Here is a 24,257-nt window from a genome sequence, read left to right as displayed (position 1 = left end):
CCGCGCCTACGCACCGGTGAACGCAACGAGCTGGCGGGCCGGTAGAAAGCTCATGCCCAGGAAGCGGTGGGCATGGCCGCACAGGTTTCGCCGAGACGTTGGCTGACGGTAGGAGATGCCACCCGCTGCTTCGTTCGTCTGTAGATCCGGTAGACCGCTGATGGAGACTCGCGACACAGTTTGCAGCTGAGAAGGTGCCGGCAATCCGAATCCGCAGACCAGGGCGACCCCCAGGCAAAACCATCCCCTGAAGAGGAGCATCCGGTGGCGAAATTGTGGATCGGTGTGGACATCGGCAAGGCCCACCATCATGTGGCCGCCGTCGACGGTGACGGCCGCCTGGTCTACTCCCAGCGCGTGGCCAACGACGAGACCGCGCTGCTGACCGTCATGGCCGAGGTGTCGGCCGTCGGTCGGCCGGTGTGCTGGGCGGTGGACATCACCACTGGCCTGTCTGCGCTGCTGCTGACCCTGCTGTGGCGGCGCCAGGTCCAGGTCCGCTACGTCTCCGGCACCGTCGCGTTCCACATGGCGGCAGCGTTCGCCGGAGAGAACAAGACCGACGCCCGTGACGCCCTGGTCATCGCCCAGACCATCCGCATGCGCCCCGACATCCCAGTCCTCGAACCCACCGACCGGCTCATCGCCGAACTGACCGTCCTGACCGGCTACCGCGCCGACCTCGTTGGTCAACGCGTCGCGACCCTCTTCCGGCTCCAGGAACTCCTTACCGGCATCAGCCCAGCCCTGGAACGAGCGGTTGACCTAAACCGGAAAGGCCCCATGATGGTCCTCGCGTGCTGGCAAACCCCCGCCGCGATCCGCCACGCCGGCGTCGACCGAATCACCGCGCTCCTGCGCCGAGGCCACGTCCGCAACGCCACCGACGTCGCCGACGCCATGGTCACCGCCGCCAGGCAGCAAACCGTCACCACACCCGGACACCGCACCGCCGCGGTCGTCGTCGGGCAGATGGCCACCGAAATCCTCGCCATCGAGCAACGCATCGCCAGCGTCGACGACCTCATCGCCGAACACCTCGACCAACACCCACTCGCACCGATCGTGACCAGCCTGCCCGGCATGGGCACCCTGCTCACCGCCGAACTCCTCGTCCACACCGCCGGCATGACCGCATACCCCACCGCCGCGAAACTCGCCGCCCACGCCGGCCTGGCACCCATCAGCCGCGACTCCGGCACCACCTCCGGCAACCACCGCGGACCCCGCCGCTTCCACCGGAAACTACGACACATCCTCTGGATGGCCGCGTTTACCGCCCTCAGAGAATGCCCCACATCCCGCGCCTACTACGAGAAAAAACGCGCCGAAGGCAAACCCCACCGCCAAGCAATGCTCGCCCTCGCAAGACGACGCGTCGACGTCCTCTGGGCCCTCGTCCGCGACGGCAAAACCTTCACCCGACCCGGCACACCCACCACACCCGCCAGCATCCCCGCCTGACCGACCCCGCCCACCGCCGACGCTACGACCGCGTCGGCCGCTGCACCCTGCCCATCGAGATCATCCGGAGTCACATGGGGACTCCTAAACCGTGTATATCCTTCAACCGCACGCTGCTGACCTGCAGTTTCCTGCTTCTCAAGATCAACAACCGATCGCAGGGCGGTACTGCTGTGATCGCTTGCTGAAGATTTGCGGGTGCGGCGTCTAGCCTGCTCAGAGTGCCGATGGCGCGATGAACTATGTCGACGCCGGGGACCCCAGCTCCCGGCACTACGCTGCTGACGGTCCAAAATAGCTGCGGTGAAATCCGCCGGCTCCTGGCGCCGCACACGCCATCACTGTCGTGACCTAGGCCGTTCACCCGGTGTCACTGGTGTGTTCCGCCGGGCATTCTGTGCCACATGCTTTTGGTTGTGGCACAGCCGCCCGTGTCCTCGGATCCGGGCTGGACAGAGTGGGTACCCGTGGCGTCGGCGGCCGTGGCACTTCTCGCGTTGCTGGTCACACTGTCCAACCGCAACACCTCGCGGCGCGCCCTGGCGTTATCGCTGCAGCAAGAGGAGCGCCGGGCGGCCCGACTAGACGTCACTCTTGCCGACTCGGCATCGTGGCGCCGTTCAGGCGCCTCACGCTGGGTCGGTATCAAGATCCTCGCAGTCAACCCTACCGACCGCGATGCGACTATCGTCGGCGCTGAGATGCACGTTGCTTACACCTTGCCGACCGGTTACGCGATGACGGTCAAGGTCGGTCATCGGACTACCGGAGATGGGTTCCCGGTCGACGTGGCGGCGCTGGACCTTCCCGTGCGACTGCCGTCCAACGGTGCGGTCGCCGGGTGGCTGACCTTCGAGCTACCCGTCGACCTTTTTCCACGCGGTGCCGGTATCCAGCGCTACGACGCAGTGCTGCAGGACAGTCGAGGTATCACCGTGACAGTCAGCGCATCAGTCCTGCGGGAGGTGGATCATGATCAAGCCTCGGACGGCCAAGCGGCCGATGAGACGGGCGGTAGATCCCGCTGACATCGTGCCCGTCGTCACGGACGGGTCGATTGCGGGTCCGGCCGCTGACGGCCGGATGGTGCCGTTGGTCATCATCGACACCACCAGTCGGCCTGACCTCGACGAACTAGTCCGCCTGCACCGCCATCTTCCACCCGGCGACGTCACGTATCGGTGGGGACAGGCTGAGCGCGATAAGGACCTAGTCTCTCTGTCGCTGTGGTTCGTTCGCCCGATCGAAGCCCCAGCGGTCCTGATGTTCAGCATCGAGCGTGAGGGCATCATCGTCGACAACGCCCTCAATAGCCGCGCTATCTACCTCCAGCCTGGCCGGCCGGGTGACCGTCTCAAGCACGACCCACACCGGCCGAAGATCCTCATCGAAGTGCCCGATGACGACTTCCGGGAACGGTGGGAGGACGTCGTGGTGCGGCGCCTAGCGAAGGTGATCCGCCGCAGTGCACGGATAACCCGGGAAGAGGCGCGCCTGCTGGCCGGACAGTGGCTGGCCCAGTCACGCGAAATCACAGGTCTTCGCCTGCCAACGTGAGTCCAACTGCGGCCGGTCTGACCGCCCTAGCGAATCCATCTGTTTGCGGTCGGTCCAGACGTCTCCGCTCCTGATAAGCGGGCTGTGCCTTGGGCGACGAGAAGGGTTGAGTCCGACCGCCGCGCCGGTCTCTCTTACTCGTGGCGGGCAGCAAGCACCTGACGCACCTGCGGGTGCCGCAGGATGAGACCGCCTGGGGGCGATTATCGGTGGGTCGCCGGCGACAACCCGGCAGCAGCACAACATTTGCTACCGCCCCTGACGATCGCGCTGGCGATCCTCGCCCCGCCGAGGGGCCTCATCCTGTTTCCCCACCGTTATGGCGGCGGACGCCCGCGCTTGGTGGATGGCGGGCGGAACTGCTGACCGGGCGGTCGGTAGTTCTGGGAATCGCCCCGGCCCCCGGACGGCTACCGTCGGAAAGTTGTTGGAACGGAACTACAAGTGAGCGTCGTGAGGTAGACCGTGGACAACAACAACGACATCGAGGTAACGGACATGACCATGACCGGCGAGTCCGACCAGTTGGGCGACGAGGACTTCGGGCCGCTCATCGATCCGGAGTGTGAGACCGCCGCCCCGGAGGTCTATCCCCGGCTGTGGAACTTGTCCGCCGGGCACATGGTTAAGGGCGTGATCCGGGCTGACGCTCCGGCGCGGCCGGAGTACGTGGCCGTGCCCCTGCGGCCAGGGCTCTGGGATGAGGCGAATCTCAAACTGTCGCTCGCGATCACCAAGTGGAACCTCCTGTGGGAGGCATCGCAGTTCCGCCGCCGGTTCTTTGACGATGAGGAGCTGCCGCCCTCGCTGAACAAGATCGCTGACCAGGGCGACGTCAACGTCATCTTCGTGCCGCGCACTGAGTCGCGGTACCACGAGTACGCGCCGCTGTTTCACCTGCTGTCCGGGGCCGCCGTGCAACGGCACGGCCTTCCGCTGCTGCAGCGCGGCCAGTGGCCCTTCGTCACTCAGCTGGAGAACATCGACGACTACCTCCCGAGTGATTTCCAGGATCGGCTGGCGCGGGCCTGGGCGGGCACTGTCTGGCGCCACCTCATGCCGCAGCCACATTCCGGCATCGCCAAGTTCACCAAGGATGACCCGATTCGGATCCTGGCCCACGACTTGGACTTCTGGCTGCCACCTGTGACCCAGGTGCTCGAGGACTACCTGCGTGAGTTCCCGGAGGTGAACAACGACGTCGTTCCGGGACCGGTGCCATTGGCGGACGGCTCGGTGCTGCCTGGGGCAACGACCGTCAACCCGCGGACAGGCGGGGACCTCTGGCGTGGTGAGGAGGAGGCCGCCGAGGCCGTGCGGCGCACCGTTGAGGCGGCCGATGCCACCGGAAGACTCCGCGGCATCCTCGACGCGGTCCGCTCACACCGCTGTGAGGACGACTTCTCACCCCACTGGAGCGGCGCTCGGGAGGACTTCGAGCGCAAGCTGTACCACAAGCGCGCCAAGCTTCGTGTCCGGTTTGTCGAGCTGACTGACACGATCCCTGTGCACGGCCCGGAAACAGAGGTCGTCGACCAACTCCTGATCGGAGATTTCCTTGCGCTCCTGGACACGCGTGACCGCACCATCGTCGTGCTGCTTCGTAGCGGCTTCACCAAGCTGACCGACGTTGCCGAGACCATGGGCTACCGGAACCATAGCGCCGTCTCAAAACGGATGAATCACATCCTCCAGCAGGCGACCCGCTTCGCCCGGACCCTGGACTCGTGAACACCATGGCGGAGATCCAGGCGGTGATCCGATGACGGAGACTCCCTGGCTACTGGCGAATCCTGATTGCGCTCTTGGTCGGCACCGTCACCGCCTGGATCTGATCCAGGTCCGGCACGATAAACCTGGAGGCTCGCACTCATATTCTGCGTGCGCGCCGGTGCCGTCATCGGTGACTACGGCACCGGCGTGACGCTGCCCCCGGTACGGGCCGGCAGCAACGTCGGCGCAGGGCACCACTCTAAGTGGCCCGGATGGACACCCATTTGATGTGGCGGTGGCCCGCCGTGCCGCAACGAGGACATCAACGCCGAGAAGGAGATTCTCGACGACTTCCGCGTGCGGCCAGGCCAACCAGTCTGCATGTTCCATCGGTGCGCGGGAGGGCCTGCCCACCGGGTGTCTACTGTCCGTCGCGTGACAACGGACAGTGGACGCGCCGCAACCTCCGGGAGTTGTCCCGTTGGCCCATTAGAGTGCACCAAGCAAGCCGGACCTGATCGGTTGGGATCAAGACGGCGGCCCGGGGGGTGGAGCCCCCGGGCCGTCTCTAACCGGTCTCGTCTAGCCCATATGTCCGCAGCAGGACCTAGTAGGAAGACAGATAGAACCTGTGTGCACCGTACCTAGTACGGCAGCCGCCGTTCGGGATCATGGTTGAAGTTCGAGGTTGAGGCGGCGTGTGTAGTGGGCTTGTCGGGCTCGGGCTTGGTGCTGGCGTCGCCACCTTGACCAGTGCAAACGGTGGGTGAGATCGGTGATCGGGCGGATGAGGCAGGCGTTGATCAGGCGGCGGATCTCGTTGACGGTCAGCTTGATCAGCCGGCTGTCGGTGGAGTCGTCGGTCGCGTCGGCGGCGCAGATAGCCAGGACGGCGAGGGCGGCCAGGGCGAGGGTGGTGAAGCGGTGCCAGGAGTCCCAGCGGCGGACCTGGTGCTGGTCCAGGCCGACTTGGCCCTTGGCTGCCTGGAAGGCTTCTTCGACGGTCCAGCGGATGCCCGCGACCCGCACGAGCTGGGCGAGAGTGGCTGGGCGTGGGGTCCAGCAGCGGTAGAAGGCCAGCTCACCGGTGGTGGTGTTGCGGCGGATCAGCAGGCTGTGTCGGCCGCCGTCGTCGGGGTCAGCGTCGGTGCACACGTCATCGAGCCAGGCCCAGTCGTAGAAGCGCGGCCCTTTCGACCCGGCGCCGGCTGAGCGGCGCTGCCACGCCGAGGCCGGCAGGTCAGCGGCGATCCGGTCGGCCCGGACTCGGGTCTTGCCGCCGTCGAGCGGCACCAGGTGACTGCGGGACACCGCCAGGACATAGCCGATCTCGTGTTCGCGCAGGCCAGCGCGAAAGACACTGCTGTTGCCGTAGGCCTCGTCCGCGGCGGCCCAGCCCGCCGGCACTCCGGCGACCAGTGCGGCGGTGATCATCTCGGCGGCCAGTTCGGGTTTGGTGGCGAACTCGACCTCGTCGGGCACGCCAGCGGCTCGGCAGCGGTCCCGGTCGTCGGTCCACAACGCCGGCAGATACACCCGCCGGTCGATCAGCGTGTGCCCATCGACGCCGGCGTAGCCGAGGAACACCCCGACCTGGCTGTTCTCGATGCGCCCCGCGGTGCCGGTGTACTGGCGTTGCACCCCGACCGTGTGCACGCCCTTCTTCAGGTCGCCGGTGTCGTCGACGACCAGGACCGCGTCCGGAGCACCGAACCGGGCGGTGATCAGCTGCCGCAGGTCGTCGCGGACAGCCTCGGCGTCCCACACCGCCCGGTACAACAGTCGCTGCATCGCATCCGGCCGGGAGTATCCGGCCTGCTCAGCCAACTGCCAACACGTCTTGACCTCACAATCGGACAGCAGCCCGGTCACGAACTGTCCCGCCGCCCGGCGCGGTTCCACCCGCCCAAACCGGCCCGCGAAGCAGCCCAGCACCTCGGCCAGCACCCCCTCCCACCGACCAACGGCTACGCTGTGGCACGCGGCCACCGCAAGATCTGATGATGTGTCCACAACGCACAGACGATCACGCGGTGGCCGCCTCGCGTCCACCCCACTTCACCAGCAAGATCTCAAACGGCGGCTGCCGTACTAGGACATCTACCAATCACCAGCGCAACGCGACGAACAGCACTGAGAAAGTCCTGATCGCGGCCCTCGTGCTGATCGCGGCGCTGGCCATCGGGGCACTCGCGTACGTCGTCAAGCTCAGCGGTGCCGACGTGGGTAGGGTCGCGCCCGTGGCGATACCGACCATCGGCGCGATCGGCAGTGCGGCGATCGGCGGCATCGTGGTGGTGCTGCGAAGGCGGCCCACCAGGCAGCGCAGCTAGCCATGGTGAGGCCGGGAGGGCATCCGACTCCCGGCCCCACCCACCGCTTCGTCAAACGCTTGACAGGTTCCGCAGACGACCGTGACCGCCCTATTGGGTGATCGGCGACGGCGGCCCGTGATCTCTCGTTCCGCGCTCGCCGCCTCCCGAGCCGTGACGGCCTCTGGCTGTTGTCACACCATTTCGTTTCATCCCCAGACCCAGGACAACTAGCTGAAGTAGAGGGTGCCTGGGAAGCTTTTGGCACTGGGGCCCTTCCGTCCGGGACTTGGCGAAGCACACGCTGTCGGCTCGCGGTGGTACTCCCGCCGGGACACTCGCTTAACGCGTGTGGCGCGACAAGCCGAGCCGTGGAAGAGGCCCACCATCCCAACGGCCCTACACTCGACCTTCCCATCGTCCTCACCCCGCCGCTGGCCGGTCGAGCCCGCCTCGACCGCGCCCCGCAGCGAGCGGCGCGCGTGAACGGTTCGCGGAAGCCCTAGCCCTGGCCCCGCTCAGCGGTGCGTGGGTCGGCGGCGGACGGGATGGCGCTAGGAGTCGGAGGGTAAGTCCCGGAAGGGACCGATTCCCCAGGCGCGCGCAATTGGTAGCAGAAAGTTTGGCACGTGATCGTAGTCCTTCTCGACAACTGGCCAAAAGATGATATTGCCTTCTGCGTCCCATTCGAATATCGATTGCAGTTGCTTCGTTCGGCCATCCTTAGTCATGCCGGTAACGGCGATCGCCTCCTTGCGGTCTGGGCGATCTCTGGCTGGCACGATTGCTCGATTCCGAAGATCCTCGCCAGGCTTGGCGAATGCAACCCACTGCTCTCCCGCAAAAATGAACCCGTTCGCTCCCGCTATGCGGATCTCGTTCGCCAGTCGCTGGAACGCGAGTCGTTTGGCGTCCTGATCGGAGAATGCAATCGGTAGGTGTGCGACTATGCGGTCATTAATCAGAAGGTAAGCGAAGGTCAGGTGGGATTTATCGACTTTCAACACGCTTTGAGCGGTCTTCAGTAGGTTGGGCAGGCGATTTATCGCGTCACCCGCTCCAACGTCAAGTTCTCCCCCATATTTCTCGAAGGCCATCCGCGTCAATTCGGCTGAGTCCCCATCGAAGTCCACACGTGACTCGCGAATTCTTTGTCCCGTTTGCAAATCTACATGTAGTAGACGGTTGTCGTCGGCAGAGTCCATACAGGTCAATGAACTGTGGATGTCGGAGGTCACGCACGCTGTCTGCCGAGAGGGCAGGTTGCAGGCTTCGACTCCCGCCTCTTGGTGGGCCGTGTAGATGATTTGGCCGATCCGGTCATAGGCATACGAGGTTGCCTCCAGCAACTCCCACTCTGGCAAAGCGCGGTCGATCCAACGCCGGTTGATTGTGATCGTGCCTGTTGGCGGTATGGTGTTCGCGACGAGTATGCCCGCGAGGATTTGTCTTGTAGGAAAGCGAGGGGGAAACTGAAGAGTTTTTTCGAATTCATGAGTCCAGTCGAGTGAGATGCGGACCTTTGCTTCACTGTGGATCTCTAGGTCCGCTTCCTTCACGATCCGATTGCGGGATTTCACAATCCACTTCATCACTGAGTCGTCTTTTACGGAATCCTGCCATGCCCCATACCAAAGTCGGAAATTGGTAAAGTCGCCTTTTCTCTTCTGAAGGAGCCAGGTGATGTTGCGCAGGTTCTGTATCAGTGCATTGAGGTTCAGGCGGAACCCATCAGGGCTCATATACGAATCTGCGGTCATGTGCCAGTGTGCATGGCAATCCATGAACCGCCGATGCGCGTCTCTGATGGGGCAGGGGAGCCGTTGGTCGTCCCCAAGATTCGGCTCGCCTATAGGACCCTCGTGCATCGACAAATCATACGTCCAACCGGACTCGCTTAGCAGTCCCAGGTCCGGGAGGATTGGATTCGCGCAACGCTCTCACCCAGCTGCCGAGCCGGTGCACGCCACAAGGTGGGACGAGTCAGAGGGTTATCGGACGAGGCAGCGCCAGCCGGGCCTGCCGCGGCATGTTCCGAGAGGGTGACCCTAAGCGACCCAACAGGCTGCAAGACGAGCACCGCAAGCACGTCCGGGGAGCAGGGCAGGGCCAAGCAAGGATGGCTGGCCAGGATCGAGAGACAGCACTCTTAAACCGGCGGTCCGTCGTCGCTGGCGAGGCAGCCGATAGGCAGCGAGAGGTTCAGCGGTGGGCGGCAGCAGGCGGCAGAGGGTTCTGCTCGACCGTGCAAGACAGCATTGGATGGCACACGATGCTGCGTCGTGCCTGGAGGAGGTGTCCGGCGGGCCGATCCACTCAATGGGGGACAGACGGACAGCGTTGGTCGGGTCGAGGTCGTGCTGGCCGACGGCGCTCGTGTGCAGGCGCACCGCCACGAGGTCGTCCTCGGATGACTTGGCGGCATGCTCGGCGTTCCTTAGCGCGCAGGCGCTTGTCCAGGTGGCACGCGGACCCAGGTGTAGGCCCACGGTGGGCCGGCCCCGGCGATCGGTTCTAATTCGTACTTCCCGTTCGTGTCGAGGTCGAGCAGCTCGCTCCCGTACTCGACCCAAAGCCAATTCTGGTCTATCTGCGCTGGGGGCAGGCCGTCGTCGTCGAGCGGTACGTGAAGGGACCGGCCGTTGACCGGGCCACCGACGCACGGCACCATGATCCTCACCCACACTCCCCAATCGTCGGCTTCGCCGATGGCCGACACAGGAGGTTTGGGGCAATCGAGGCGAACATGCCTTCGTACGGCTCAGTCTGTCTGGGCCTCGGTCACATCGAACACACGGAACAGATCCTTGAAGAACTGACGGACCGGGCCGCGCGCCTGTTGCCGGTCCTGTAGGTCTGCGGCACCGAAGCGAAACACTTCGTACCCGCTGAGCTTGAGTTCTCGATCGGCCCGCATGTTGGCCGCGTACACGGCCGGGTCCGGTCGGCCGTCGGTGGAATAGTGCTGGGATCCGTCTACCGCCAGAACGATGCGCTGGCCCCTTGGCAGGAGGAGTAGGAAATCCATGCGGAATCTCAGCAGCGCCTCCTTGCCGCGGGTCTTGACGGTCTTGGGGTCCCAGTGCAACCAAACCTCCGGCAGTAGCGCCGGGAGACCGCGCACTGAGGCGCCGAATATTTCGTGGTAGAGGCTATATAGCATGGTCTGTGGAGGTGAATTCTTGGGCAAACTTCGGTGTAGCCGAGCGTAAAGCGTCCGCTTCGCTTTGTCGTCACTCTGGAACCCGTGTGCATCTTTCCACCACGCCTGAAGATCGCGCCAAAGGAGGCCATCCGCTCCGATGGGGCGGTCGTAGACAAGGACCTCATCCGCATTGCCGACGATCTCAATGTCGTTGTCGATGGCATCGCGGAAACGAATATCGGGTTTGGTCTGCGAGGCGAATATCAGGTTCTTTGGGCGGCGACTGCCGTGTGATCTGGTCGAGACCACACTGAACACCGGGTAGCCACCAGCAGTGGCAGTTTCCCGCAACTCAACTCCGACCGTACGCAGATGGCCGTTGACCGCAGCGACGATGCCTCGTTGAGTGAGTTCGTCCGGGACGACCTCGGGGGATGTCAGGCCTTCGAGAAACAGTGCGAACCTTCTGTCGGACGCTTCGAACACGCCGAGATTCTCGAATAGTTGCTCGATGGTCCAGTCGCCGGGATTACGTATCATGTGCTGCTCGATGCGGTTTCGCAGGCCGGTCTCAGGATTGAAGACCGAAGCAATCGATTCATCGTCCAGGACCCACAAACGGTCGAGCAGGGTCATGAACCGGCGGGGGTTGTGGACGAGAACCTCGGGGTCAAGGTCACGCGCAATTTCCCGTCGAGTTCGTGTCGGCAGCTCCAGCGGGCTTTCGCCGGCCCACAGCAAGTCCTGGATGGCGTTGCGAAATCGCGCCTCCATTGCCACGCTGGCCAGCGCACGCCTCGCGACCATCGGCAGGTCGGTGTCGGGCAGGGCGGCGAAGCTCGCGGAGACCCGCTGGGACTTAGTACCCACATCCGGCGGCGTCGGAAGGCCAAGGCGTTCACAGGCGTCACCGAGAGTCGGACGCGTGTTGCGGTCGGCGAGGCTTCCGGTAACGGGTTGCAGAAGCTCGCGTAGTGCCGCGAAATCGATGTCACCCACCACCGGGTGATTCTGGCAGACGGGTAGGGCAAGGACAGCTACTCGAAGCGCCACGGCTTGCCGCCCGGTGGATGCCAGTTCGACCGGCGCAGCGCGTTCGGATGGTCGGGGCAGATCCGGCGGGTGGGAGGACGGAAGTTGAGTCGGCCGTTCCCCGATGGGGATGCGGTCGGGGTGTAGTCACCTACGGCGCAGGCGAAGTTCGTCTGCTGTTCTGCAAGGGCAGACACGCCTACTCGCAACGGTCCTCGGCGCCCCGACCGAACTGCTCGCAGCAGTCCGAGCGGTGCTGATACACCTGCCGGTCCACGCCGCCTCGGGTCGTTCGATCCGAGGTTGCCTCATACAGGCACGACTGCCAGACCGCGCTCCGTCCGGTCGCGACCGCTGCCTGGCCATCCCCGGGCCCACCGCGAAGGAGGACCTCGATCTCCATTAGCCGACCATATCCCCAGCTCAGGGTCATCACCCAATGCGCGGAGGCGGGACCGGTCGACCGGCGTTTGCACGGACAGGCGAGCCAAGATGTCGGCGGTGGCATCGGGCGGATCGCCAGGGACGGACGGGAGCCAGCCCGCGAGCGTCCAAAGCCCCCTGCGCCCGTGGTGCTCCCAACGCGGTCGCTCGCCATCGCTATCCCGCTGGTGATCCGAGTGAGGCAGGCGTCCGGACATCTGGTGTCTGCTGGTCGAAACGCCGCTGCACGGCCTGCGCGTGGAAGGCGGATTGGCTGGCCGCGCAAGCGGCAGTAGATGAACCTCGGTCTGCGGCGGCTGCGGCATTGCTGCGTGAAGTGCCTACGTGGCCGCTGATTGTGCAGATGGACGGGGGCGACATCCGTCAGCAGTGCCGGAAGGTGGCGGAGGCGGCCGAGCGAGCAGACGTGTCGGCTGTGCGCGACGACGTCCGTGCCAACTGCCCGTGGCACTCAATCGGCAACTTCCGCTGACTCCGACCTCGTCTCGCTCGACACTGACTACCGTTCCGCTGCCCAGCCAGGGTCCGGCTCACCGCACAGTCGCGATTGACCTGCCAGTTCCGGCGCCGGCAGCGACGGCCCCGGCAAGGCTTCCGTCCTGAGGGCGTCGAAGCTGGCCCGGCTTGGCGGCTACTGCTTCAGCAGTGCGATGAGCGTGTTGTCGGCCTGAGTCAGGATCGGTGGGCCGTACATGGGTGTGGACAGGACCCGCCGGCAATGGTCGAGTTCAACGTAAATCTCACCGCCCGTGATGGCGGGGCTTTGCAGCACGGCGAACCGGTCCGCCGCGCCTGAGCACGTCCTGGCCGGGGGGAGCACCGCCAACGTGCGTTCGATGGCTGCGCGACGCTGCTGAGGCAGGAGTAACCCGTGTTCGAAGGTCCCGGCGGGTTGGGGTGTCGCCTGCTGCTCCGCCGGCACCCGGTATACGCACAGACGCAGCTGTGCGGCCGACGGGATCGCCACCTTGCCCGGCCTCGGCAGGGACGACGGATTCCTGCTTTCGGCGGCCACCACGTCCGACCATTCCTGGCCGCACCCGGACGCAGCCGCCCCGGCTGACAGGATTTCGCGTATGACCGTCTCCGACATGGTGGTCAGCCGCAGTCCGCGCACCGCCTCCGGTATCTCGGCGAGCGGCTTGCCGCAGGTGTCCATCGGCAGCCCTGGCCGGATCCATCGGCCTTGCGCGTCGAAGAGCAACAGGTTCGGTTCCCACGGCATTTCCAGGGTGCAGGCCTCGATGATGGTCTTGTCATCGGGCAGGCGTAGCGCGGCAAGAAGCGCCGTCACATCGGTGGCTCGGCCCTCCGTAAGGACCAGGTCCTCACCGCCGTCCGCGCGTCGCTTCGGCTCTAGTTGGCAGTGGACCGCGGACGCGACCGCGAAGTCGGTGCCCAGGCGCGGCAGGGTGCGGATATGGGGCGGACGCCCGTCGTCCCCGAGTGGGGCATCGACCGCGCAGGAGGTCCACCCGGATCGGACAACCGGTGTGCCGGTCACGGCAACGGATGGCTGCGCCTCCCGCCCGTCGTTCGGTGCCTCGGCCATCGTGGGCGCACCCTCACCACACGCGGCCAGTCCGACCAAGGCCACTATCACGACAAAGGCTTTGACGATTACTCGCATATCGCTCCTTGGTGCTTGATCCACGCAATTCGTGCACCTCTGAGACGATGTCAGCCGCGGCGCGGTTCCCGGCCATCCTCCCCGGGCTCTCGGTTCAACCTGATGGTCGAACTCGGCAGACCCAACCGCGACCGTTTCGCCCTGCCACGAATGTCCGCCCTGCTCGTAGACTGGGGCCATGGCCGCCACAGCCCACACCATCGCCGCGGAACTCCGCCGACGCCTCCCCGGCCTGGGCGCGAAAAAGCTGCACAAGCTGCTCTACTACTGCCAAGGGCACCACCTGGCGACCTTCAACCGCGCCCTTTTTGACGAGACGATCTCCGCGTGGGACATGGGCCCCGTCGTGGGCACCCTGTGGCGGCAGGAGAAGGACGGCGACATCCCCGCCTTCGACTCGGAGCTGGGCGAGGCCGAACTGAACACCATCGGGTATGTGATCTCCCGGTACGGCAACCTCACCGGCAACGACCTGGAACACCTGACGCACAGCGAGACGCCGTGGCAGCTCGCCAACACCAGCCGGTCCCCAGGCGGCAGCGTTGCTATCCGCCACGAGTGGATCAAGGGCTATTTCCAGACGGCGGGGGCAGCCACCGACGGTCCTACCTTCGACACGGCGCAGGTCCGCGACTGGCTGTACGAGACCTCTGCCGCCCACCAGCCTGGAGACGTCGACAGCATCGATGCCCTGCGGGCGAGGATGACGGCGGGTGTCTGACGCGTCTCTGTGGGTGCTGCGCGGGTTTGACCAGCACCTCGAACTGTGGATCGCTCAGTTCCAGCCCGACCAGGACTTGATCAATCAGGTGACGGCGTGGGTGCTGTCCCGCTTCGAAGACCCATTCCAAGGGGTGCGTCGCGAACAGGGCTTCGACAACCTGTGGTGGGGGCATGTGCCGCTGTCGTTGCGGGATGAGGCCGTTGTGGTGTGTTCCTATTTCGTTCGCGAACGTGAGCGGACGGTGACGTGCAACAGCATCGCTCCGCTGTCGCTGCCAACCTGAACGGACCGAGACGATGATCGTGCGCGAGTTTGAGGGTTGGCTTGCCGACGTGCTGGCAGCGCAGCCGTGGGCGGGGCAGGTTGACCGCTGGTCGACGGGCTCCGGGCCGAAACCAGTCGGCCTGACGTTGGCCGGTCGGCTGCATCTGCAACTGGTGGGCGGCGATCAAAAGGCGGCGCCGCTCGACCCAGAGCACGCTGGTGTCGTCCCCGCCGTTCAGGCGTCGCCATCCGATCCGACCGGCTGGGCGGACGCGATCACCCGCACGGTTACGGAGGCTGGTCTGCCACGTCTGAAGTCGGCGCAGACGTACGCCGAGTGGGGTGGCAGCACGAAGCCGGGCGGCATGCGGGTGGTGTTCGCTGACGGATCCGAGCTGTTCGCGTCGATCCTCCCCGGCGCCCGGTAGTACCGACGGGGCGCCGGACCGAAGGAAGCCCCGACATCCGGCGAGGTCGGGGCTTCGTCGCGACCTGCCGCTACTCGCAGCCGATGCCGTCGCCGTCCCGGTCCAGTTTCTGCGGCGGGTTGCAAGACGAGCCAACTTCCACCCCGACCAGGAGAATTTTTCACTGACGGACAAGTCAGTGCCCGCGTGTCCGGCGTGATGGCGGCCTACCTATGGCCGAGCCGCTCTTGGGCTATCCGCTGCAGCACATCTGGCTGGTATGGGTAGTACTCATTCGCGTCACCCAGCCAGTGGTGTGTCTGTTCGTCGCGGAACCTAGATCGGGCTTGCTCGTACCAAGGGATCTGCACTCGCCGGACTAGATCGACAAAACCGTCCATGTCGCTGACGCGATTCGAATCGGGCACGTTCCGAATCGGGCCTGCGCTCAACCAGCCCAGCAGGCGGGTTAGCCCTTCCAGGCCAAGAAAGAACTTCAGTTCCAGATTGCCGGTGTATCCAGCTCCGGCCTCCGGATCACAATCTCTTCCGCCAACGGACTTGTGAACAATCAAAAAGTCCCGGTACTCCGGGCCGCTCCGCCACACCACCAACGCCATGCCCGGATCGGTGATGCCGTCGCCGCAACTATCACAAATCCACGTCCGTGTCACTGCAACTTCCACACCTACTCCTCGCCGTCGGGTCGCCTAGGTTGATGACCCTACGCAGTGGTGTCGCCACGGGGAAGGTTGAATCGCCTGGCTTGGTTGAGGTGGCACGGCTGCTGTCCTGTCTCGGCGTGGTGCGCCTCAGAGAGTGGGTCGCCACTCGGGCTGTCGATCTCGTCCGGATGGTCGGGCTCACCTTCTCGGTTCGCGATGAGCTGTGGCGCGAGCACTCTGAGCCTCTGGGGACCACCGTTCGATATCAGTGGCGTCACGCCTCCTGCGCAGTCGGGGATGGCCTGACCGTCAGGGCCCCTGGGGTGGCTGTGCGGCGTTGCCTGGTCCTCGCCTCCGGCGCAAAGCTTGCCCAGAATCTCGATCGCGTCCTTACGGCGCTCCTGGCCGCCAAGTACGCCAAAGAGTGTCGCGATGGAGCGAGGAGAGTCGATGAAGTGTCGGATCGTTCGATGCGATAAGTAGGAAATCCCCAAGATGACCAGGGCGGCCGGGGGTAGTTGACCGAGCAGATCCGCAAGCCAGGTTGGCACGTGTGCTCCCACAGGACGAGGGAGCGCGGATCTACATGGCCGCTAACTCCCGGAAGACAAGGGCTGGCAAGGTCTTCCGCACGCGACCGGGGGCGCGGCTGCGATGACTCTCAAGCGAGTGATCGATCTCAGGCGCAGTCCGATAGACATATGTTGGTCTCGGAGGCGTTCGAGGAGGAGCAAAGATACGTCGGAGATGAATCCTTACGTGACGGGCCAGCAATCGCCGGACAGCAGCATGTCGCCAGACCTGACCGCCTTCAGCGCCATCGTCAACGATGATCACTTGAGCGACGGTGACCCAGAACATCGACTTGCCGGCACCGACATCCGAGGCCGTAGGGCTGGGTGTCGAGATGCGGCGCCTCGTGAAAGTCCGCTGGAGGTGCTCTATTGCTGTCGAACTGGTCAGAGTCTGCTCAGATTGCGACCGGCTCACCGGAAGCGAATAGAAGAGGTTCGAGAAAGTCCGATCGGCCTCGGGCAGCGGCCGGTGTTGATCCAAGTCTCGGAGTGCAGGGATGACCAGCGTGTCGGTGACGCCGAGCGACACATCGAAGCGGTTTGCATTATCCGGGGCGGGACGGCGGTTCGTCCGGCCTGCGAGTTGAAGCAACCGTTCAGTGGGTGGCAGTGAAGAGACGAGGGCATCAACGCTGGCGTCGGCCGCCGAGCCGGTGAGCTTGTCCCAATATCTGGCGAGTCTGTTGCCCACCCGTCGGGCCACCTCGGGCTGGGCCAGGCCCGCGTTGATGAAGGCATCCCTGTGTTGGAGCCGCCGTATGGGGGTGGAGTGCGCAAGGGACCCCGTGGCGTACGGCATCAATACAGCCTAGCGGATCGTTGAGACACGTATTTTCTTGCCGACCACGCCAGCGGCCCTGGTCGCCGGGGAGGATCCCCCGGTCCCCTCCCGCTGCCCTTCTGTCCTGCCTAATTTGCAAAACCGACTCAACCGAGGCGCCGAGCCGGAGCTGCGACAGTCCAGACGTCGATCGAGGCTCTCGGGCCCTCACGCCACCTTGGGACGTGTTTTCTTGATCTTGTTGGCGACGGCGTCGGCGGCTTCGCGGTGGAGTTGTTTGCTGACGCTTTGGTAGGTGTCGCGGGTGAGGGTGGTGGTGGAGTGGCCGAGTTGTTCGGAGACGACTTTGATGTCGACGCCAGCGTCGAGGGCAAGGGTCGCGGCGCTGTGCCGTAGGTCGTGCAGCCGGATTGGTGGTAGTCCGGCCTTGCGGATGAGTCGGCGGAATCGTTGGGTGACGGCGTTGGGATGCCAGGGGTGGCCGTCGGGGCGGACGAAGAACAGCCCGGTGGTGGGCCAGGCGTCGCCGGCGGCGAGTCGCCACTGAGCGCGGAGCGCTTTGTAGGTGGTGAGGATCGTGACGGTGTCGGTGTCGAGGGCGACGTCGCGGTTGCCGGCTTGGCTTTTAGGGGCTTTCTGAACGGGGGTGTAGCCGTGGGTGGCGATCTGGTTGTTGATGGTGGTTTCGTGGCGGTGCAGTCGGACTTCGCTGTCGCGTAGTCCGCAGGCTTCACCGCGGCGGGGTCCGCGGTAGGCCATGTAGTGCCACATCGGGAACAGGTCGGGTGCGTGGATGGCGGCGTAGTCGAGGAATTCCACGACGTGGTCGTCGCTCCAGACCATCACCGGACCGGGGACCTTGCCGGTTTCCTTCCATTGCTGGACGCGTTCGTTTTCCCACATGACGGGCCGGGCTGCTTCGCCGGGGACTTTGACCAGGGCGGCGGGGTTGGTGCCGACGATGAGTTCGTCGGCGAGGGCGTCGTTGATGGCTTTGCGCAGGCAGGCGCGGATGCGTTGGCGGGTGTTGGGGCCGGTGGGCCGTACCCCGGCGACGGTTTTGCGGACGGCGGGGTCGGGGCTGGCTTTCGCGGCGATGATGTCGGCGTTGCGGCGTTCGATGGCGGCGAACATGGCGCGGATGTGGCTGGTGCGCAGCTTGTCGAGTGGGATGTCGGCGAGGTGTGGGGTGAGGTGCACGCGCACGATGGACTCGTAGCCGCGCAGGGTGTTCGCGTCGACGTTGATGTGGGCCAGCCAGGTGGTGAGGTAGTCGGCGACGGTGGGCATGTCGGCGAGGACCCCGTCGCCGCGTAGTCGTTGACGGATCCGGTCGACGTCGGGCAGGGGTCGTTTGGCGCGTACGGCGCTCTGGATGAGGTCGGCGATTTCGGTGCGGCGGCGCGTGTCTGTCTTGGGTGCGAGGGCGAGGAGTTCGCGCACCAGGTCGAGTTCGTCGGCGGCGGCTCGTCTGGTGGGTAGGCCGGCGCGTCGCAGGAGCCGTCGGCGGCCGTCGGTGCTGGGTGGGAGTTCGAGTTGGTAGGCCCAGCTTCCGTGCTCGGAGCTCCAGGCGCGGTTGGGTCGGCGTAGTTTCGGGCAGTCGTTTCCGTAGGGCTTGCCGGTGTCGGGATGGCGGCAGCCGCAGCGTTTGAAGACGTTTCCTGCAGGCATGGCTGGTGGTGCTCCTTGTTCGGATGGGGGTGCATCGGTTTCGGTGATCCACATCGACGCGTGACATGCGGGCACAATCAAGTCGGCCGGGCCCGTCCAATGGACGGGCCCGGCCGACAGGGGCTGCGGAATCAGGATTGACGTGGAAGATTGCGGGCCCTGTAGCCGCAATTGGCTACAGGGGCCGCGCGTCAGGTGGTCATGGGAAGGTGTCCGTTGCGGCGCTGGCCTCTGCGGGGGCGGGGGTGTCGAGCAGGTGCAGGGCGGCCAGTAGCGGCGTGGTGGGGATCCGGTAGTGGGCGCCGACGCGGAAGTGCGGCACGGGGAACGCGTCACGCCGGATCAGCTTGTAGGCCGTGGAGCGGGACATGCCGAGCACCGACGCAGCGGTAGCCAAATCGGTGCTGGCACCCAAGGCGCGGATACTCTCGGCGGTCCACACGATCTGCGAGTGGGCCGGTGTGGAGTTTGGAAATTGCTCTGGTGATGCTGAGTCTTTGTGTTCGTGGGGTCGCATGATTGTCTCCTCATTGGGGGGGGGGGGGGGGGGGGGGGGGGGGGATCGTGTGAGGCTGGGGCGCCGTCGTGCCCGATTGGTCGAAGCGATCGGCATCGGAAATGGGTCAGGGCGGCGACTGCCGACGGCGGAGCACGCTCGGCACTGATGCCGAGGCTTCGGCCAGCAGCGACGACACCGACTTGCTGGAGGTTTCGTGGCCGCTCAGGGAGTGGCCTCTGCTTCTCCTGCTGGCAGCGGACCCGACTGCTCTGGCCGGGCGGCGGTAGCCGAGGTTGTGGAGCGCCCGGGGCGACGGTCGTTGCTGGGCAACGGATCTAGCCGATGTCAGTACGCCAGAGGCCCGTGGGGGTGATATCTGGCGAAAGGCGAGTTCGTGTGTTATACAAGGTCCGCTTTTGGCGGAGCCCGACAAGACGGTACGGTGTGCCGCTCAAAACCTCTTACTCGTCGTACTGCGGCTAAGGACACCGGATGCGATTCACTCTGATCGGTCACGAATCCAGATTCCAGGCGGGTAGGCCGGGTGAGGCGTTCCTGGTCATTGATTGGTGGAATGACTATCACTTCGTTACTCAGTTCCAGCTAATCGTCTTCGACGCGGCCGGTCAGCGTCACGAGATCGGCAACGTCAAGATCGGGAGGTTTGGTCTTAGCGTCGACGAGCAGATGCCGGGACTGTTACCGGCCGAGTTTGACGTTCTCGACGAGGGCTTCTTTTCACTCGGCCAGGACGACACGTACTACGAGCGGCTGGAGAGCCTCGAAGTCCGCGTCGAGATGTTGACGGCGCTGCGGGACCTGGCATATAACTCGGCTTTGATGGAACGAGCGCGATCCGAGGAAGTCACTAGGGTCTCGCTGCTACGCCATATCACCATAGAAGTGGTCGAGGGGCAGCTTCGGGGCATTGCGCACGGCGGTGCCCGAACCACTCCGTATCAGTTCGAGTATCGACCGGCCGCCGGAGCGTGGGACGCCTTCGTGTGGGCGCGGCCACTCGAGTTCGACATCGTCCTCAATCGGCAGCCACCGACCAACATTCACGTGCTCATCGGTCGCAACAATGTAGGCAAATCACATCTTCTCCGCAATCTGGTCAGATCCGTCTGCGACCGACGCGCGAGCGATGCCGACGTGGGTTCGGTCGTCTACCGCGACCAATCAAGCCCTCACGGATTCCTCGGAGTTGTCGCCGTCTCCTTCAGCGTGTTCGACGACTTTGTCGCCATCCCCGAGGTGTACCAAGCCATTCCGTACTTGCACGTCGGTGCCCACGAACCAGTGGATGAACTGCCTCCCAGTTCTCCGCCTGGCAGTCGAGCCGAGACAGCGGCGAGACCACTCGGACGCGACGAACTGGCATCGCGTTTCGCTGAGAGTCTGGAGGCTTGCCTGACCGGACGGGCCGCTGAGCGGTGGACGAGGGCCGTCACTACTCTGCGGTACTCGGGCTCTGGATTCCTCGAAGACGATACGTGGGTGCCTCGGTTCCGTGATGCCAGCGCGGATGCACGCCGCGAGATGGCCACTCAGCTCTTTGGCAGCCTCAGCTCCGGCCACGCGATCGTCCTACTGATTATTACTAGCCTGGTCGAGAAGGTCAGCGAACGCACGCTGGTGGTGGTGGACGAACCGGAGTCGCACCTTCACCCGCCGCTGCTAGCGGCGTTGATGCGAGCTTTGTCCGACCTAGTGGTTGATCGCAACGGGGTCGCCGTGATCGCCACACACTCACCGGTCGTGCTCCAAGAGGTTCCCAAGTCATGCGTCTGGACAATCCGCCGTGACGGCATGTTCATCACTCCGGAACGGCCGACTCTGGAGACATTCGGCGAAAACGTTGGCACGCTAACGCACGAGGTATTCGCACTTGAGGTGAAAGACTCGGGATATCATCGGTTGATCCGCTCGGCGGTGCGTGCAAATCTGACTTTCGAGGGCGTCCTCGACCACTTTCACCGGCAACTCGGCGCCGAGGCGAAGGTCATCGCACGGACCCTGATCGCGATTAGAGACAGGGGCGGTGAGGTGTGATGTGGACCGTTCCGCGTCCGTCGTTCGACGCCCGGGAAGTCTACGTAGCTTGCTACGCTTCTTTGCGCGATGAAAAGACCCGCGAAAGTTTAGTCCTACTGGACATCGACGTCGTTTTCGCCGCTTATGTTTTTGCCTCTGTCGGTCCTAACGCAATGCTGCACACTCTCACATATTTTTCGGATCGACCAACAAGCAAGGACGTTCAGGCCGCACTAAAAAAGGCTTACACGGCAGGGATGGTCGAGAACAAGCCCGGCCGGTACTACTACGATCGCTTGCTGGCTGCGGCGGTGCATGGCCGCTGCCCGCTATGCGGACATGGCCGTGTCTCGACCCTCGACCATCAGCTGCCGAAGTCGTCCTACCCACTGCTCGCGGTCGTGCCCGACAATCTCGTCCCAGCCTGCGCGGACTGCAATCATCGGAAAAACGACCTCGCGCCGAGCAGCAGCGAAACCCAAACACTGCATCCGTATTTCGACGACGCTAACCAAGCGCGGTGGCTCGCCGCGCAGGTAGTACCTGGGGAAGACACCACTGTGCGCTTCTATGCCGACCCAGTCGCGACGTTCGGCCCGACAATGCAGGCCCGCATCCGCCACCACTTCAAGCAATTCAAGCTTGAGATCTTGTACGGCCTCCAGGCAGCTCAGGAACTCGCCGGCATCCACTCACAGATCTCCAAACTTCGCCAGGCGGCCGGTCCGGACGCCGTCGCCGAAGAGTTGCGTAGCCGTGCGGAAAGCTGGGCCGAGCACTCGTTGAACTGCTGGCAGCACGCCATGTACGAGGCATTGGCGGCTGATCAAGCGTATCTAGCTAATGGCTAGCAACTCTAGTGGTGATAAGCCAATTCGCCGACTTACTCTCATTCCGCGATTCGAGCCCCAGCCCTCGTCCACCGAGCACTCATCGTGAGTAGCGGACGTGGTTCGCCGAGCCGCCGCCATCGGCAGCGTGCGGAGTGCTTCGCGTCCCCGACCTGTGCACATTTGGCGTACTCGGCTCTGCATCGGTACCCGTACGCGGACACCCGCCGACATCGTGCTCGCCGAGCGGGTGATCACGACAGCCCCGTAAGCCGCGCGGGAGGCTTCCTCACTTTGGCGGTTTCCGTCGACTAGCCCGCCCCGTCACCCGTCCCTTTCGCCGCAGCCGAGAGCATGCCGCCTCTGCTCACTCTCTAGAGCGGCCCGGTTCGCTATTGGGGCATTGTGGGATCCCAGACGACGATCATCGTCGGGATGGGCAGCCCGGGCGTCTCGGTGTGGAGCTGCGGCAGAGGCACCCAGTCCATGCCGACCATGACCGGGCAGTCGCAGGACAAGGTGTCCTTGCCCAATGAGGGCTCGCCGTCAGCGACCTGCACGGCGAAGCAGGACGTCAGCCCTGATGGGTACGGCACGTCGAGCAGGTAGCGAACCGCCAGGGGTCGAAGGCCAACCTCCTCGACAACTTCGCGCCGTACCGCGTCTTCCGCTGTCTCGCCGGCGGCAATGCCGCCACCAGGCAACGTCCAGTACTCCTGGCCATCGTGGCGGCCGGACGGACCCCGCCCCCGCTCGCGCACCATCAACACCCGGTTCCCGCGGACGATCACCGCGGCTGCTCGCCTGCGAAGCGTCATCTCAGCGGTCATCCTTCACAAGGTCGCCTTGCATACTCCGAGCGGAGGCCATCGGCTGCTGCGCGCGGGCGAACCTCACGTCGTTCCAACGGTTGGCCTGACTACACCTCTTGGTGCGGTGAGTCGGGGTCCTTGTCGCGGGCGGCTTCCTCCAGGCGCATGAACTCGTCGATGACCCGGGCGAGGCTCTTGCGGGTTCTGGGAAGGAGCTTGTCGAAGGACCTGGCCATGACTCGTGCCTCGCGGCTTGTCAGTTCGACGTCGTCGTCGCCGAGGAGGTAGCCGGCCGGGACGCTGAAGAACTCGGCGAGGGCGACCAGTGTGGTGGCCTTGGGGTTGATCTTGGGTGAGCGCAGGAGAACACGGATGCCTTCCGGGGTGATCGGGTATCCGCGTTGCTTGAGCTCTCGGGCGACTTCGGTCTCCGTGTAGGGCGGCCGGTCCTCGCCGCGGGCTTCGAAGAGCTCTCGAAGCCGACTTTGGATCAGCCGGGAGGTGGCGTCCTCGGCTTGCTCGGCAGGCGTGTCGCTCACGCAGCCCTCCCAACTATGGTTGGTTTGCGAGCGAACCACAGTTGACGCGCTCGGTGTTCCGTGTTTAGCTCTCCGTACCGCTTCGGCAACTACGGTTCGGCGTAAGTCGAACTGAAGTTGGTTGGAGCGTAGCGGATCGGGGTGGTGTGCGCCATGCGGCCACCCGGATGTGCGGGCGACGGCGTCGGAGGGGACGCGCCGTCGCTGTTGGGGCAGGTCAACTGGTCGACGCGTGGATCGCGCCAGCACCGACAGGCGGAGCCGCGATGACTCCGGTCGTGCGGGCCGACGCGCCTGAGAAGGCGCAGACGGTCGAGCAGGAGCTGCCTCACCAGCTCATCACCTCATCGGGCCCCCCGTGCCGGTGAGGTGATGGGCCGGGGGAGCCGGCGGGCGGGGAGAGGGGCCCTTCCCGCCGGTCCTCCACCCCACGACATGCCCACCGCTCACACAGCGTCTCGCTGCCACAGGCCCCGCTCGGCGCGGAACCAGGCAACGGTGGCCCTGATGTGGCGACTAGGAAAAGAGGCAGCGGTGATCAGACAACGACAGGCCCGAACGGCCAACGATCCGCACCTGCTGGTCCGGCGACGCACTGCCGGGCGAGGTGTCACCAGGCGACGGACCAGTTCAACCACCGCGTTCGAGGCGCCGTTGACCGCTATCACCGCCAGCCTCGCCCAGCTGCGCGTCGACATTGACGCTCTCGTCGACACCGCGGAACGTCGGCCCACTGCGTCGCGCCGGGCAGCGCTGGTCGACGTCCATCACCAACTTCGCCTGCTCGGTCAGCGGGTCAACGCCGCACTTGGCGCCCCGCCCACGTCAGCGAATGATTCCCAGCACGCCTGACCTGCAGCCGTTGCGACAGGACCGCGATCAGTAGCACCGGCACGCCCTCGGTGGCGGTCCGAATCACCTGCGGCAACGCACCGCAACGCCGAGCGATCACCAGAAGTCTCGCGTCGCAGCAAGCTCGTTGACCCGCGCCCTGACGCGGCGCCACGGGCGGTGACACCGCTGACAGACGCCGATCACGCGCGCCCTGACATGGGGCCAGAGACCGCGAACCAGCGACGGTCGACATCACACGGATGAACGGGGTTCACCATGCCCAGTCAACGTTTCCTGCAGCTACGCGGGAGCTCACTCGCGC

At 64.9% G+C, this 24,257-nt stretch carries 22 protein-coding genes; 11 read left to right on the top strand and 11 right to left on the bottom strand.

The features are described 5' to 3' along the window. Positions 1 to 264 precede the first annotated feature (264 nt). The 4 genes from O7620_RS21635 (at position 265) to O7620_RS21620 (ending at position 4,752) form a co-directional block, all read left to right on the top strand. Positions 265 to 1,464 (top strand): IS110 family transposase, encoded by a 1,200-nt coding sequence (locus O7620_RS21635; RefSeq protein WP_278124760.1) that lies wholly within the window; start codon positions 265 to 267, stop codon positions 1,462 to 1,464. Between the two features lie 467 nt (positions 1,465 to 1,931). Beyond that, complete coding sequence (locus O7620_RS21630) at positions 1,932 to 2,492, top strand: hypothetical protein (protein WP_278124758.1); 561 nt, start codon at positions 1,932 to 1,934, stop codon at positions 2,490 to 2,492. A 4-nt stretch (positions 2,493 to 2,496) separates the two neighbouring features. Continuing rightward, the gene (locus O7620_RS21625) at positions 2,497 to 3,021 is read left to right on the top strand and encodes a hypothetical protein (RefSeq protein ID WP_278124756.1); all 525 of its coding nucleotides are present in this window, start codon (positions 2,497 to 2,499) and stop codon (positions 3,019 to 3,021) included. A gap of 465 nt (positions 3,022 to 3,486) precedes the next feature. Then, positions 3,487 to 4,752 carry a sigma-70 family RNA polymerase sigma factor gene (locus O7620_RS21620; protein ID WP_278124755.1) on the top strand — a complete coding sequence of 422 codons (1,266 nt, stop codon included), beginning with the start codon at positions 3,487 to 3,489 and terminating at the stop codon, positions 4,750 to 4,752. A gap of 651 nt (positions 4,753 to 5,403) precedes the next feature. Here O7620_RS21620 and O7620_RS21615 read toward each other — a convergent pair. Beyond that, on the bottom strand, positions 5,404 to 6,666 hold the full coding sequence (locus tag O7620_RS21615) for an IS701 family transposase (RefSeq protein WP_278127102.1): 1,263 nt from the start codon (positions 6,664 to 6,666) through the stop codon (positions 5,404 to 5,406). A gap of 101 nt (positions 6,667 to 6,767) precedes the next feature. Here O7620_RS21615 and O7620_RS21610 point away from each other — a divergent pair, with 101 nt between their 5' ends. Continuing rightward, complete coding sequence (locus tag O7620_RS21610; protein WP_278124754.1) at positions 6,768 to 7,067, top strand: hypothetical protein; 300 nt, start codon at positions 6,768 to 6,770, stop codon at positions 7,065 to 7,067. A 533-nt stretch (positions 7,068 to 7,600) separates the two neighbouring features. Here O7620_RS21610 and O7620_RS21605 read toward each other — a convergent pair. The 4 genes from O7620_RS21605 to O7620_RS21590 all read right to left on the bottom strand — a co-directional run bounded on the left by O7620_RS21605 (position 7,601) and on the right by O7620_RS21590 (position 13,219). Continuing rightward, positions 7,601 to 8,914, bottom strand: a complete 1,314-nt coding sequence (locus tag O7620_RS21605) for a hypothetical protein (protein WP_278124753.1) — start codon at positions 8,912 to 8,914, stop codon at positions 7,601 to 7,603. Positions 8,915 to 9,807: 893 nt separating this feature from the next. Further along, complete coding sequence (locus tag O7620_RS21600; RefSeq protein ID WP_278124751.1) at positions 9,808 to 11,190, bottom strand: hypothetical protein; 1,383 nt, start codon at positions 11,188 to 11,190, stop codon at positions 9,808 to 9,810. A 232-nt stretch (positions 11,191 to 11,422) separates the two neighbouring features. Beyond that, positions 11,423 to 11,620, bottom strand: coding sequence for a hypothetical protein (locus tag O7620_RS21595; protein WP_278127101.1), 198 nt, complete (start codon positions 11,618 to 11,620; stop codon positions 11,423 to 11,425). Positions 11,621 to 12,298: 678 nt separating this feature from the next. Continuing rightward, entirely contained in the window at positions 12,299 to 13,219 is a 921-nt protein-coding gene (locus O7620_RS21590; RefSeq protein WP_278124750.1) for a hypothetical protein, read from the bottom strand. 256 nt (positions 13,220 to 13,475) lie between these two features. Here O7620_RS21590 and O7620_RS21585 point away from each other — a divergent pair, with 256 nt between their 5' ends. Genes O7620_RS21585 through O7620_RS21575 form a run of 3 tightly spaced genes read left to right on the top strand, consistent with a single transcriptional unit; the run spans position 13,476 to position 14,713 of the window. Continuing rightward, positions 13,476 to 14,018, top strand: a complete 543-nt coding sequence (locus tag O7620_RS21585) for a Panacea domain-containing protein (protein ID WP_278124749.1) — start codon at positions 13,476 to 13,478, stop codon at positions 14,016 to 14,018. Beyond that, entirely contained in the window at positions 14,011 to 14,304 is a 294-nt protein-coding gene (locus O7620_RS21580) for a hypothetical protein (RefSeq protein ID WP_278124748.1), read from the top strand. Before O7620_RS21585 ends, O7620_RS21580 begins: the two co-directional genes overlap by 8 nt. Before the next feature lie 13 nt (positions 14,305 to 14,317). Next, on the top strand, positions 14,318 to 14,713 hold the full coding sequence (locus tag O7620_RS21575) for a hypothetical protein (RefSeq protein WP_278124747.1): 396 nt from the start codon (positions 14,318 to 14,320) through the stop codon (positions 14,711 to 14,713). Between the two features lie 206 nt (positions 14,714 to 14,919). Here O7620_RS21575 and O7620_RS21570 read toward each other — a convergent pair whose 3' ends face one another. From O7620_RS21570 to O7620_RS21555, 4 genes are all read right to left on the bottom strand, one after another. Next, positions 14,920 to 15,378: a hypothetical protein gene (locus O7620_RS21570; protein WP_278124746.1), complete on the bottom strand. Its 459-nt coding sequence runs from the start codon at positions 15,376 to 15,378 to the stop codon at positions 14,920 to 14,922. Between the two features lie 561 nt (positions 15,379 to 15,939). Further along, a complete protein-coding gene (locus tag O7620_RS21565) occupies positions 15,940 to 16,731 on the bottom strand; it encodes a hypothetical protein (protein ID WP_278124745.1) in 792 nt (263 codons plus the stop codon). A gap of 189 nt (positions 16,732 to 16,920) precedes the next feature. Beyond that, positions 16,921 to 18,555 (bottom strand): site-specific integrase, encoded by a 1,635-nt coding sequence (locus O7620_RS21560; protein ID WP_278124744.1) that lies wholly within the window; start codon positions 18,553 to 18,555, stop codon positions 16,921 to 16,923. 28 nt (positions 18,556 to 18,583) lie between these two features. Further along, positions 18,584 to 18,901 carry a helix-turn-helix domain-containing protein gene (locus O7620_RS21555; protein ID WP_278124743.1) on the bottom strand — a complete coding sequence of 106 codons (318 nt, stop codon included), beginning with the start codon at positions 18,899 to 18,901 and terminating at the stop codon, positions 18,584 to 18,586. 474 nt (positions 18,902 to 19,375) lie between these two features. Between O7620_RS21555 and O7620_RS21550 the strand changes: the two genes are divergently transcribed. Further along, positions 19,376 to 20,938, top strand: coding sequence for an AAA family ATPase (locus tag O7620_RS21550; protein ID WP_278124742.1), 1,563 nt, complete (start codon positions 19,376 to 19,378; stop codon positions 20,936 to 20,938). After that, positions 20,938 to 21,771, top strand: a complete 834-nt coding sequence (locus O7620_RS21545; protein WP_278124741.1) for an HNH endonuclease signature motif containing protein — start codon at positions 20,938 to 20,940, stop codon at positions 21,769 to 21,771. The genes O7620_RS21550 and O7620_RS21545 overlap by 1 nt, the downstream gene beginning before the upstream one ends. Positions 21,772 to 22,142: 371 nt before the next feature. Here O7620_RS21545 and O7620_RS21540 read toward each other — a convergent pair whose 3' ends face one another. Together O7620_RS21540 and O7620_RS21535 are read right to left on the bottom strand one after the other, a co-directional pair. Further along, the gene (locus O7620_RS21540; protein WP_278124740.1) at positions 22,143 to 22,580 is read right to left on the bottom strand and encodes an NUDIX hydrolase; all 438 of its coding nucleotides are present in this window, start codon (positions 22,578 to 22,580) and stop codon (positions 22,143 to 22,145) included. 89 nt (positions 22,581 to 22,669) lie between these two features. Continuing rightward, positions 22,670 to 23,101, bottom strand: coding sequence for a hypothetical protein (locus O7620_RS21535; protein WP_278124739.1), 432 nt, complete (start codon positions 23,099 to 23,101; stop codon positions 22,670 to 22,672). Positions 23,102 to 23,635: 534 nt separating this feature from the next. Between O7620_RS21535 and O7620_RS21530 the strand changes: the two genes are divergently transcribed. Further along, positions 23,636 to 23,953: a hypothetical protein gene (locus O7620_RS21530; RefSeq protein WP_278124738.1), complete on the top strand. Its 318-nt coding sequence runs from the start codon at positions 23,636 to 23,638 to the stop codon at positions 23,951 to 23,953. Positions 23,954 to 24,257 lie beyond the last annotated feature (304 nt).

The organism is Micromonospora sp. WMMD710 (assembly GCF_029626045.1).
Taxonomy (GTDB): domain Bacteria; phylum Actinomycetota; class Actinomycetes; order Mycobacteriales; family Micromonosporaceae; genus Micromonospora.
The sequence above is the reverse complement of the archived record's forward strand: the minus strand, read 5'-3'. Positions and strand labels throughout refer to the sequence as shown.